Source organism: Actinosynnema sp. NPDC091369 (genome assembly GCF_044757065.1).
Taxonomy (GTDB): domain Bacteria; phylum Actinomycetota; class Actinomycetes; order Mycobacteriales; family Pseudonocardiaceae; genus Actinosynnema.
This window is the reverse complement of sequence record NZ_JBIVUG010000011.1, coordinates 94,821-105,889: the sequence shown is the minus strand read 5'-3', so window position 1 is coordinate 105,889 and position 11,069 is coordinate 94,821. Positions and strand designations below refer to the sequence as shown.

Below are 11,069 nucleotides of genomic sequence, written 5' to 3'. Positions count from 1 at the left end.
CGCTGCTCGCGGTGGGCGGGGACGGGGCGCCGGTCGTCGCTCAACGCACGTACGGCCAGCCCGCGGAGTCGAACGCGAGCAGGTTGATGCCCAATCGGGACGCACCGTCATCACCGTAGTAGTGGTAGACCAGGATGTCGCTGTCCACGTCCGAGAACACGTCCTGGTGGCCCGGACCGTGGATGCTGCCCTGGCCCGCCAGGATCTCGGTGCCGCCGCCGGAGGTCATCGCCGTGCCGTTGCGGTCGACGTAAGGGCCGGTGACGCTGGTGGAGCGGCCCACCATGACGCGGTAGGTGCTCGCGGCGCCCTGGCAGCAGCGGTCGAACGAGACGAACAGGTAGTAGTAGTTGCCGCGCTTGACGATGTTCGGTGCCTCGATGGCGCCGCCGTTGCGGCCGGCGATGGAGCGGATCGTGGAGTCCGAGCGCAGGCCGGTGGACGGGTTGAGCGCGATCATCTTGATGCCGGACCAGAACGAGCCGAAGCTCAGCCACCAGCGGCCCTGGTCGTCCACGACGAGGTCGGGGTCGATGGCGTTGAAGTTGTCGCTGGTGCGCGACTCGATGACCAGGCCCCGGTTGGTCCACGTGCCGGAGTTGCCGCTGGAGCTGGTGGCCAGGAAGATCGCCGACCGGTTGGAGCCGAACGTGGAGGCCGAGTAGTACATGTAGTACTGGCCGTTGCGGTAGGAGATGTCCGGCGCCCACAGGTTGCGGCTGCCGTTGGTGTACGTGGTGGTCCAGGAGGCGCCGTTGGGGAAGGCCGCGCCCGCGTTGCGGAACGCGGTGCGGTCGGTGGAGGTCTTCAGGCCGATGCCGTCCGCGGTGTGCGCGACCAGGTAACTGCCGTCCGGTCGCTTGACGACGCTGGGGTCGTGCACCCGGATGTCGCCGGTGACGACGCCCGGTCCCGGGTAGGCCGACGCCTGGGGCGCGGCGACCACGGACACGCCGGTCATGGCCAGCGCGGCGAAAAGGGTGGCGAGAGCGCGTTTCCTCGATGCAGCCACGGTTTCCTCGTTGATCTCTCGGTGGACGGGACGCGGCGGCGTGGGTGTCCTGAGTGGACCGGCGGCGGAGCGGGGAGCGGAGGCTTCGGCGTCGCGACCCGGCAGCGGACGCGCTGCGGGGACCCGTGCTTCGCCTCCTTGCGAGCAGGATTCGTGACGCGCCTCCGGTCCTGGGCCGAGGGGCCGGACTGGGAGCGCGCCTCGGCACCGTAGCGCAGGCGCGCGGAATCGGGCAAGACCTGCCTGTTATCGCTAACAGGCAGGCCGGGAACCTGGAACGACGATGGCTGTTAGCGCTCACAGCCCACCTGGTCAGCTCAGGACGCGCCCGAGGAAGCCTCGGATGTAGCCCGTGATGGTGTCGAGCCGGTCCTCCAGCGCGAAGTGGCCCGCGTCGAGCAGGTGGATCTCCGCGTCGGGCAGGTCGCGCCGGTAGGCCAGCGCGCCGTCCGGGCCGAAGATCTCGTCGTGCCGCCCCCACACCGCGAGCAGCGGCACGCGCGTCTCCCGGAAGTACCGCTGGAACTCCGGGTAGGCGTCGAGGTTGTTGCGGTAGTCGCGGAACAGGGCCAGTTGCACCTCGGCGTTGCCGGGCCGGTCGAGCAGGGCCTGGTCGTGAGCCCACGTGTCCGGGCTGATCCGGCTCGGGTCCTCGACGCCGTGGGTGTACTGCCAGCGCGTCGCGTCCGGGGTGAGCAGGGCGCGCACCGCGGGTTCGGTGTCGGGACCGGGGTCGGTCGCGTAGGCGAACAGCGGCTCCCAGAACGGTGTGAAGCCTTCGGTGTAGGCGTTGCCGGACTGCGTGATGATCGCCGTGACGCGCTCGGGGTGGCGTGACGCGATCTTGAGGCCGATGGGTGCGCCGTAGTCCTGGATGTACAGCGCGTGCCGCCGCACGCCGAGGTGGTCCAGCAGTCCGAGCGTGATGTCGGTGAGCGCGTCGAACGTGTAGTCGAACTCGTCCACCGACGGCGCGGCGCTGTGGCCGAAGCCGACGTGGTCCGGCGCGATCACGCGGTAGCGGTCGGCGAGCCGGGGGATCAGCTCGCGGAACATGTGCGAGCTGGTGGGAAAACCGTGCAGCAGCACCAGGGCGGGGGCGTCGGCGTGGCCCGCCTCCCGGTAGAAGACGCGCTGCCCGCGGATGTCGGCGTACCGGTACGAGGTCATCGACTGCTCCTGACTCGAAGTATCTAACCTTTAAAAGCGACATGACCAGTTAGGTGGCGGGCACAGGTAAGCAGGCCGCGTGTTAACCTGTCAAGCGACTCTCAACGGTTAGACGTGGAGGTGGGCGGTGCTCGGTGCCGATGACGCCGTGACCGGCGCGTTGCTGGCCCGGGGTTTCCCCAGGCGCCCCCTGGCCGACCAGCCCCTGGGCATCGACCTGCTGAACACCCGGTGGATCACCGCCGGCGTCGCCTACGACCTGCTCGACCACGACGACCTGACCGCGGCCTGGCTCGTCGACCGGGAGCTGCCCGCGGCCCGACCCGTGCCGCGGCAGCCGTTGCGCGAGGCCCGCGCCGCGGTGGCCGCCGTGATCGCGGACCCGGCCGACCACACCGCCCTGAACGCCCTGCTGGACCACGGGCGCGTGCGGCTGGCGGTCGACGAGCGCGGCCGGGTCGAGCACGACGACGTCCCCGACCCGGGGTGGCGCGCGGCCTGGGCGTGCCTGCGGGACTTCACGGCCCTGCGCGAGGCGACCCCGGACCGCCTGCGCAAGTGCGCGAACCCGGAGTGCGTCCTGCACTTCCAGGACGTCTCGCGCACGGGCCGGCGGCTGTGGTGCTCGATGACCGCCTGCGGCAACCGCCTCAAGGCCCGCCGGCACCACAGCCGGGTCCGCGCCACCCCCTGACCGCACGCGTCAACCGGCGGCCGACGGGGTATGGCAGAACCATGACGCACCAGGAACCGCTGGACCTCGGCGCGACCGAGCTGTCGGCCGCCGAGGAGGAGCGCATCAGGCGCGAGCACGACCTCGACCGGCCGGAGGTGTTCGACCGGCGCAACGACGTCGACCGCCGCGCGCGGACCAGGGCGAACCTGCTGCCCGAGGAGCAGGGGACGGGCAGCGCCGACCCCGAGGCGCAGGCGCGCGAGGTGTTGCGCGACTCCGACGTGCGCACGGAGGTCCCGGAGTCCGCGCCGGACACCATGGCGGAACGGCGTGAGTCCGGAACCTGAGCAAAGTGCTCACTCGGTGCGCACTTTCGCACCGCACCATGGGGACGTGGACGACACCACGGACACCCCGGTCCTCGACCTCGCCGACGCCGCCGAGTGGGAGTCGTGGCTGGCCGACCACCACGGCGAAGGCGGCGGTGTCTGGCTCAAGATCGCCAAGAAGGGCTCGGGGAAGACCTCGGTCACCCTCGCGGAAGCCCTCGACGTCGCCCTGTGCTCCGGGTGGATCGACAGTCACCGCAAGGGCCTCGACGCCGACCACTACCTCCAGCGGTACTCGCCGCGCCGGCCGGGCGGGTCGTGGTCGCGGGTGAACGTCGAGAAGGCAGAGGCGCTGATCGCCGCCGGGCGGATGCGCGCCGCCGGCTTCGCCGCCATCGAGGCCGCCAGGGCCGACGGCCGCTGGGACGCGGCCTACGAGCGGCAGCGCGACGCCACCGTGCCGCCCGACCTGGCCGAGACCCTGGCGGGTGACGACCGCGCGCGGGCCCGGTTCGAGCGGCTGGACCGGACGGGGCGGTACGCGCTGCTCCTGCGGCTGATGAAGGCCCGGACTCCCGCCGCGCGCGCCGCCCGGCTGAGCCGGATGATCGCCGACCTGGCGAGCTGAGACACCGGTCGGGTGGACGCCGGATGCGCGGACGGGGGAGAGGCGCGTCCACGCATCCGGCAAGCTCTGGGGGCGGTGTGCCGGAGAAAGTAGCGCATTGTTATCGCTAACACCAGGGCCGCTCGATGATTTCCCCGCACGTCCGGCCGGTTCCCGGAGCGGCGGTGGGGTGGAACTCGGTTCCGCCCGGAAACGGCCTCCCATCGTCTCGCAACTGGGTATTGAGGCGGGCCGACCTGCGCTGTTAGCGTTAACAGTCGCCGCATACCCCGATGCCACGATGGAGTGGAACCGATGGACAGTGCCGTTCCCCGGTGGATACCCCGCAGGTTGGCGGTGGTCGCGGTGGCCGCCGTGACCGCGCTCGCGGGCCTGGTGGTGACCCCGGCCGCGCAGGCTTCACCCGCCGTGCAGTACACGAACCCGCTGGCGAACCAGCGGGCGGACCCGCACATCTTCAAGCACACCGACGGCTACTACTACTTCACCGCGACCGCGCCGGAGTACGACCGGATCGTGCTGCGCCGCGCCACCACGATCCAGGGCCTGGCGAGCGCCGCGGAGTCGGTGATCTGGCGCAAGCACTCGTCGGGGGAGATGGGCGCGCACATCTGGGCGCCGGAGATCCACTTCATCGACGGCAAGTGGTACGTCTACTTCGCCGCCGGGCGGACCGACGACATCTGGCGGATCCGCCCGTACGTGCTGGAGAACAGCAGCGCCAACCCGCTCACCGGCACGTGGACCGAGCGGGGCAAGGTCAACGTGCCGTGGGACAGCTTCTCCCTGGACATGTCGACCTTCGTGGTCAACGGGGTGAGGTACCTGACCTGGGCGCAGGCCGAGCCGGGCATCGCCACGAACTCCAACCTCTACCTCGCCCGCATGGGCTCCACCCCGTGGAGCATCACGGGCACGGTCGCCAGGTTGACGGTGCCGACGTCGGCGTGGGAGACGCGCGGCGGCGTGAAGGTCGCCGAGGGGCCGACGGTGATCCAGCGCAACGGCCGGGTCTTCCTCACCTACTCGGCCAGCGCCACCGACGCGAACTACTGCCTCGGCATGCTGACCGCGTCGGCGTCGGCCGACCTGCTCAACCCGTCGTCGTGGACCAAGAGCGCGAACCCGGTGTTCGAGAGCAACGCCGCCACCGGCCAGTACGGGCCGGGGCACAACTCGTTCACCGTCTCCGAGGACGGCCAGAGCGACATCCTCGTCTACCACGACCGCAACTACCGCGACATCTCCGGCGACCCGCTGCGCGACCCGAACCGGCGCACCCGCGTGCAGAAGGTCTACTGGAACGCCGACGGCACGCCGAACCTCGGCATCCCGGTCGCCGACGGCGTCACGCCCGTGCGGCTCAAGTCGTACAACTACCCGGACCGGTTCATCCGGCACTGGGAGTACCGCGGCCGCGTCGAGGCGAACGTCGCCCCGCTGGCGGACTCGCAGTTCCGCGTCGTCACGGGACTGAACGGCAGCGGCACGGTGTCGTTGGAGTCGACCAACTTCCCGGGCTACTACCTGCGGCACCGCAACTACGAGCTGTGGGTGGAGCGCAACGACGGCAGCGCGACGTTCCGCGCCGACGCGTCGTTCTTCCGGCGCGCCGGCCTGGCGTCCGGCTCCGGCGTGTCGTTCGAGTCCACCAACTTCCCCGGCCAGTACATCCGCCACAACGGAACCTACGTCAACCTCACCACCACACCCGATTCCGTCGCACGAGCCGACGCCACGTTCATCCTGGAGTGACCCCAGTGCTGCGCTACCCCCTGATCCACCCGCCGCTGCTGCACGCCCTGGCCGTGGCGGGCCACGGGTCGAAGGTCCTGATCGCGGACTCCAACTACGCGCACCGGACCAACGTCCACCACCGGGCCGAGGTGATCCACCTCAACCTGCGCCCCGGCCTCGTCACCGTCGACGAGGTGCTGGAGCCGGTGTTGTCGGCGATCCCGGTGGAGGCCGTGCACACCATGCGGCCGGACGACCTGGGCACGCCGGAGGTGTGGGCGGACTACGAGCGCCTGCTCGGCCCCGACCTGCCGCTGCAACCGCTGGCGCGCCAGGACTTCTACGCGGCCTGCCGCGCACCGGAACTGGCGGTGTGCGTGGCCACCGGCGACGGCCGGCTCTACGCGAACGTGCTGCTGACCGTCGGTTTCGTCGCCTGAACCCCGGTCTCCGACCCGCGCGTGCCGGCGTGCGCGCGGGTCGGAGACCGGACCTGGCGGCACGCCTCCGGCGTGGACAGCCAGGCCGCGGTCAGGCCCGTCTTCCCCGCTACCGCAAGGCGGAGCAGACCTCGGCTCGCGCGGTCGTCGGGCCACTGTGCCGACCTCGCGTCACCGCAGCGGGCCGTGCAGGATCGCGGCGCAGCCGTCCGGGTCCACGGCGACGCAACGCCGCTCGTGCGGTCCCGCGGTGATCTCGCCGACCACGAACCCGAGCGCCTCGGCGCGGGACCGGGCCTCGTCCAGGTCGGGCACCTTCACCAGCACCGCCGGGCCGTCGTGCACGCGGTCCGCGCCGGACAGGGCCAGCCGCCCGCCCGCCACGTCGAACTGCGCCCAGCGGTCGCCGTCGACGAACGTCGGCGCCACGCCGAGCAGCGCCGACCACCGCTCGACCGCGCCGGCGAGGTCGTCTGTCGGGACAACGGGGGCGATGCGCTCAGCAGTCACGCGATCGACGCTAACGACGCCTCGTGCGGCGGTCAACGATCCGACCGCCGCACGAGGCGGATTCAGTAAGGACGAACAAGGTCCCGCACTGTCCACAAAGGATTGTACCGGCTCCGGCTCGCCGAGGTCGGTCGATGCCGGGCACGGTCACGTCGTCGTCCGCGGGCGGCTCGGGGTCCCGCCACTCCTCGGCCCGGCTCGGGCGGTTGCCGCGCAACGTGCCCTCCAGAACGCGTGGAGTACCCGTGCGCGTTCGGCGCAACCACCACCGCCCCGGGACGCCGTCACCCAGCGGCACGGGTTCACCCGATCGACCCAGCATGAAGGTCGCTGAACACGGGTACTTCCCACTCGAACAGCCCGGCAAACGGAAAGGTGGCGTCGTGGTCGAGCGGTTGACAGTCCGACGCCGGGACCCCGGCGCGGACCCCGGGCCGGGCGCGGACCCGGTGCCGGAGATGGACGTGTGGTGGGACCGGATCGGCCGCAACCTCGGCCAGGACTGGGACCTGGCGACAGCGGACGAGCGGCCCGTGCTGGTCGACGTCGCGGTGACCGAGCAAGCCTACTTCTTCGCCACGCTGATCGAGGACGTGCGCCCGCGCGACGTGCGGGTGGAGGTGCGCGACCTGGACCTGCGGCCCGACGGCACGCCGATCCGGCGCGACCGGGTCGGGATCACCGTGCGCCCGGCCGACTCCCCGTGCACTTACTACTACTGCGTGACCGTGCCCGCCGCGGTGGACGTCGAGCGGATCGACGCGTGGCTGTCGGACGGCATGGTGGTCGTGCGCGTGCCGACCCGGTAGGCGAGGGGCGTCAGCCGGACCAGGCGGCGAGGCCGGAGCGGGACGGCGTCGCACCGGGGAAGGCGGCCGACAGGGTCTCCGCGTACCGGCGCGCCTCGGGCGTCGTGAGGTCCGGCGGGGCGAGCCACGGCGCGGGGTGGTGTCGCGCGCCCGGTGGCGGGGTTCCGCCCAGCACGAAGACTTCCGGCGACCCGGGTGTGACCGCGTAGCCGAGCCGCTCGGCCTCCGCGCGCACGACCCGCACCGCCTCGGCCGCGCGTCGCGAGTCGTCCGCCACGACCGAGAACGGCCCCCCGATCGCCGCGACCTCGGCGCGCAGCGCCGCCGCGTCGGCCCCGCCCAGCGCGGGCCACGGCAGGTCGCCGCGCCGGCCGGCCAGCTTCGCCGCCAGCACCGCCGACGCGTAGTCCGGCCCTTCCGGCCCGCGGACGTCCGGCCCGGTCCACGCCACGTCGCCGGTGTCCACCGGGATGGTGGTGCGCGAGCCGTCCCGTTCCAGCCACAGGTCGCCGCGGCCCTCGGCCAGCCACACCAACGCCCACCGGCCGGTCGCGCCGGCACGCGGCACGGCGGGCACGAGCGCGTTCGGCGCGTTGCCCACCGACAGCGGGACGTCGGTGGTGTGCACGACGTTCCAACCGGGCATGTGCGGCACCACGAGCAAATCCACCGCGCCGCCGGCCAGCGCCACGCGGGTCAGCAGCGGGTCGCCCGCGGCCGGGGTGGTGAGCTGCCCGGCGATGGTGACCTGGCCCAGGCCCGCCAGGAGGGTCACCCCCAGCGCGGCCCCGACGACGCGCACCAGCGCGGTCGGCGGGCACAACGCCAGCCACGACACCCCGACGAACGCCGCCATCAACGCGATGTAGGCGAACGACGACGGCGGCCCGGAGAACCACGCGCCGGCGGCCCCCGTCGCGAGGACGGCGACCGCCACCACGACCGCGGCCGGCACCGGTCGCTCGCGGCGCAGCGCCGGCGGCACGGCCAGCAGGCCGATCAACGCCACCGCGGCGAGCGGCGGCATCCACGTCGCCTCCGCGATGAGCAGCACCACGACACCGCCGATCCCGGCCGCCCCGGTGACCACCCGGCGCGTCACCGCACCCGACGCGGCGGGCGCGCACGGCCGGACCAGCGCCCAGCCCGCCGCCACCGTCACCGCGCCGAGCAGGATCAGCCGGAGGAGGGTGAAGCCGAGCGGCAGGCCGACGGCGCCGTGGTTGTGCACGGGTTCAGGCCGGCGCGCCGACCGCGCACGTGCAGTGCATCTCCGCGCGCTCCTGCGCCGTCGGGCGCATGTGCAGCACCATCGCGACGACCATCGGGATGAACACCACCGAGTTGTAGAACAGGTGCAGCTCCACCCGCGGGATGATCAGCTGGATGATGCTCGTCGGCGCCGGCTTGCCGAGCAGGTTCGTCCCCGCCGACGCCTGGATGATCAGCAGCAGGTGCTCGACGTGGTGCCAGAACTGGAGGCCGAGCGCGATCGTCCACCACGTCTTCGACCGGCCGACGAACCCCTTGCGCAGGGCGAAGAGGAACACGAGCATGACCAGCGCGTACCCGTAGTGCATGACCTCGGACGTGACCAACCACGGGAACCACAGGCCCAACACGCCCTTGGCCTGGGGCACCGGCCAGCCCAGGGCGTAGATCTGCACCGCCTGGGTGATGTGCTCGGCCCAGTGCGCGAGGACGATCAACGTGAACGCGAAGAGGGCCGGCTTGTGCCGAACGGTGTTGAGCGGTCCGCCCACCGAGTGGGTGTGCGCATGAGTGTCGACCATGCTTCCTCCTGCTGCGCCGGCCTCGTTCGGGTCGAATTCCCGTGACCGGCGACGATATCGGGTTTCAGGCGCGCCGAGTACGCCGCGGTGCGGAGAACGCAATGATGGAGAAGGGGACTCGTCCACGTGTCGGCACGGTGTCCGCCGTCGATGCCCGCGCGGGCGTCCGCACGGTCGACCGTAGCGCGTTCCGATGTGTTCTTCCTCTTCCCGCTTGCGGTCGCGGAACGCCGTCCGATTGCCGTCTTGGTCGGAAAGGAAAAGACCGCAATCCGGGATAAGCGGACACCGGGACCGGTGTGCTATGGGTGTGTGGAAAAGCTGATCAAGAAAATGTGATCACGCGGCAGCACGCCGAGTGCGGCCCCGAACGGGATCCCGTAGCGACGCGCGGCGCTACGCCACCGGCTCGGGGAAGGGGAACAACGTCAGGAAGCGCAGCGCCACGGCTTCGTCGCCGGCCACCACCAGGTCCCCGGCGGCGAGGACCTCCTCCTTGGTGCGCCGACCGCAGATGACTCCGTGCAGCGTCACCGTGTCGGTGTGGATCACCACGTCCGGCCGGTCGACCACCTCCCGCGCCAACCGCAGGCCCGCCGGGGTCACGGTGGCGCGGAACCCGTCCTCGCCCAGGCTCACCACCACGTCGGCCGCCAGCCCGGCGGCCCGCTCCGGGTCGTACAGCGAGCGCAGGGCCAGCATCATCGAGTCGACGCTGATCGGGCCCTCGCCGAGGGCTCCCGGCGCCTGCGCGCCCCACCGGCCCAGCGCGGTGACGACCGGTTCGAGCCCGTGGCCCCACGGGGTCAGCTCGTACACCCACGCGGCGGCGGGCGGGGGGATCCGCCGGCGGCGCAGGACGCCCGCCGCGTCCAGCTCGCGCAGGCGCTGCGACAGCACGTTGGGGCTCGCACCGGGCAGCCCGGTGCGCAGGTCGGTGAACCGCTTCGGGCCGAACAGCAGCTCGCGGACGACGAGCAGCGCCCAGCGCTCGCCGACGAGGTCGAGGGCGTGGGCCGCGGCGCACGCGTCGTCGTACCTCCGCCTGGTCGTCACGACGCCAGTCTAGGTTCGCACTCGAATACGGATTTCACACTGGTTGGTTGCTTGTTAGGACCAAGCCCCGGTAGCTTGGGAGGTCGAACGCGGACCGAGATCCGGGGGGTGCCGGTGACCGCGACCTGTCGGGTAACGCCGCCGCGCACCACCGCGGGGGCCGTGCTCCGTGCCGAAGCCGCGCTCCGACTCCCCGGCGGGACCCCCAGCCCGCTCGAGCGGAACGCGCAGGCGGCCCGCCCGTCCTCCGCGGACTGAGCGACCGCCTCCCCGCGCGGGTGGGCCGACACCGGCCCACCCGCGCGGCTCGACCGCACCCGACGGGCTCTCGCCCCGCCGGGCGCGTCGTGCTGCCCGGTCCACATCGGACCGTGCGTCTGTCGCCCGCTCGCCCGCCGTCGTGCCCGGGGTGCTGTCCGGTCCGGCGTGGCGGACGTGCGCTCGATGTGCCTTGCCGCGCCACGACCTCCGACGTGCTCCCGTCCGGAGTGGGCGGACGCCGGCCGGGCGCGCGGGGCCGTCCGCCATTCTTCGCGCAATTGGTCGGACGCGGTCGTCGGGCCGGGGGCCGGGGGTGTCGGAATAGCGGTCGCCGGTGGTGCGGCGGGTTGATCCGGTGTCCCGGGCGGCGGTCGACGGGACATCGTCGTGATTGCCGTAAACCGGCGGAAAACGGACTCGGGGCGCGGGTCGATAAGCCGGCCCCGGTCCCGGCGTTCCCGCGTACCCGGCCCGTACCTGCGCCGACTTGCCCGGGGTGCGGTCACCGTCGATATCACCCGAAAGGCGCATCAATAACGTCCTCGGGTGACCGAATATGTGTTCAACGGTCGTCGGAAATGGCGACCGCGCACCGCGCGCAAGATCACCGGAAGGAGGTGGGCGTGATCATGGGATGTGTGTACTGAG

12 protein-coding genes are annotated in these 11,069 nt (G+C 72.0%); 6 read left to right on the top strand and 6 right to left on the bottom strand.

Translation table 11 applies throughout. The features are described 5' to 3' along the window. Positions 1-40: 40 nt before the first annotated feature. Both ACIQMJ_RS32020 and ACIQMJ_RS32015 read right to left on the bottom strand, forming a co-directional pair. Complete coding sequence (locus tag ACIQMJ_RS32020; protein ID WP_499764721.1) at positions 41-1,012, bottom strand: arabinan endo-1,5-alpha-L-arabinosidase; 972 nt, start codon at positions 1,010-1,012, stop codon at positions 41-43. 312 nt (positions 1,013-1,324) lie between these two features. Beyond that, positions 1,325-2,182, bottom strand: a complete 858-nt coding sequence (locus ACIQMJ_RS32015; RefSeq protein WP_499764720.1) for an alpha/beta fold hydrolase — start codon at positions 2,180-2,182, stop codon at positions 1,325-1,327. A gap of 127 nt (positions 2,183-2,309) precedes the next feature. Between ACIQMJ_RS32015 and ACIQMJ_RS32010 the strand changes: the two genes are divergently transcribed. From ACIQMJ_RS32010 to ACIQMJ_RS31990, 5 genes are all read left to right on the top strand, one after another. Further along, the gene (locus ACIQMJ_RS32010) at positions 2,310-2,876 is read left to right on the top strand and encodes a CGNR zinc finger domain-containing protein (RefSeq protein WP_499764719.1); all 567 of its coding nucleotides are present in this window, start codon (positions 2,310-2,312) and stop codon (positions 2,874-2,876) included. 41 nt (positions 2,877-2,917) lie between these two features. After that, positions 2,918-3,205 carry a hypothetical protein gene (locus ACIQMJ_RS32005; RefSeq protein WP_499764718.1) on the top strand — a complete coding sequence of 96 codons (288 nt, stop codon included), beginning with the start codon at positions 2,918-2,920 and terminating at the stop codon, positions 3,203-3,205. A 46-nt stretch (positions 3,206-3,251) separates the two neighbouring features. Continuing rightward, on the top strand, positions 3,252-3,815 hold the full coding sequence (locus tag ACIQMJ_RS32000; protein WP_499764717.1) for a YdeI/OmpD-associated family protein: 564 nt from the start codon (positions 3,252-3,254) through the stop codon (positions 3,813-3,815). A 294-nt stretch (positions 3,816-4,109) separates the two neighbouring features. After that, positions 4,110-5,570 (top strand): family 43 glycosylhydrolase, encoded by a 1,461-nt coding sequence (locus ACIQMJ_RS31995; RefSeq protein WP_499764716.1) that lies wholly within the window; start codon positions 4,110-4,112, stop codon positions 5,568-5,570. A 5-nt stretch (positions 5,571-5,575) separates the two neighbouring features. Further along, the gene (locus ACIQMJ_RS31990) at positions 5,576-5,992 is read left to right on the top strand and encodes an RbsD/FucU family protein (RefSeq protein ID WP_499764715.1); all 417 of its coding nucleotides are present in this window, start codon (positions 5,576-5,578) and stop codon (positions 5,990-5,992) included. Positions 5,993-6,163: 171 nt separating this feature from the next. Here the strand turns inward: ACIQMJ_RS31990 and ACIQMJ_RS31985 are convergent, their stop codons facing one another. Then, on the bottom strand, positions 6,164-6,502 hold the full coding sequence (locus ACIQMJ_RS31985) for a VOC family protein (RefSeq protein WP_499764714.1): 339 nt from the start codon (positions 6,500-6,502) through the stop codon (positions 6,164-6,166). Positions 6,503-6,885: 383 nt separating this feature from the next. Here ACIQMJ_RS31985 and ACIQMJ_RS31980 point away from each other — a divergent pair, with 383 nt between their 5' ends. Beyond that, positions 6,886-7,311, top strand: a complete 426-nt coding sequence (locus ACIQMJ_RS31980) for a hypothetical protein (protein ID WP_499764713.1) — start codon at positions 6,886-6,888, stop codon at positions 7,309-7,311. Positions 7,312-7,321: 10 nt separating this feature from the next. On the opposite strand, the gene ACIQMJ_RS31975 is transcribed toward ACIQMJ_RS31980, so the two are convergent. The 3 genes from ACIQMJ_RS31975 to ACIQMJ_RS31965 form a co-directional block, all read right to left on the bottom strand. Next, on the bottom strand, positions 7,322-8,542 hold the full coding sequence (locus tag ACIQMJ_RS31975) for a DUF6239 family natural product biosynthesis protein (RefSeq protein WP_499764712.1): 1,221 nt from the start codon (positions 8,540-8,542) through the stop codon (positions 7,322-7,324). 4 nt (positions 8,543-8,546) lie between these two features. Beyond that, positions 8,547-9,104 (bottom strand): hypothetical protein, encoded by a 558-nt coding sequence (locus ACIQMJ_RS31970; RefSeq protein WP_499764711.1) that lies wholly within the window; start codon positions 9,102-9,104, stop codon positions 8,547-8,549. A gap of 396 nt (positions 9,105-9,500) precedes the next feature. Beyond that, the gene (locus tag ACIQMJ_RS31965) at positions 9,501-10,160 is read right to left on the bottom strand and encodes a winged helix-turn-helix transcriptional regulator (RefSeq protein ID WP_499764710.1); all 660 of its coding nucleotides are present in this window, start codon (positions 10,158-10,160) and stop codon (positions 9,501-9,503) included. Between the last annotated feature and the right edge of the window lie 909 nt (positions 10,161-11,069).

Excerpts from the sequence above, each read along its gene's own strand:
- ACIQMJ_RS32015 (WP_499764720.1), bottom strand. The coding sequence starts at position 2,182 with ATGACCTCGTACCGGTACGCCGACATCCGCGGGCAGCGCGTCTTCTAC.
- ACIQMJ_RS32005 (WP_499764718.1), top strand. The coding sequence starts at position 2,918 with ATGACGCACCAGGAACCGCTGGACCTCGGCGCGACCGAGCTGTCGGCC.
- ACIQMJ_RS31995 (WP_499764716.1), top strand. The coding sequence starts at position 4,110 with ATGGACAGTGCCGTTCCCCGGTGGATACCCCGCAGGTTGGCGGTGGTC.
- ACIQMJ_RS31970 (WP_499764711.1), bottom strand. The coding sequence starts at position 9,104 with ATGGTCGACACTCATGCGCACACCCACTCGGTGGGCGGACCGCTCAAC.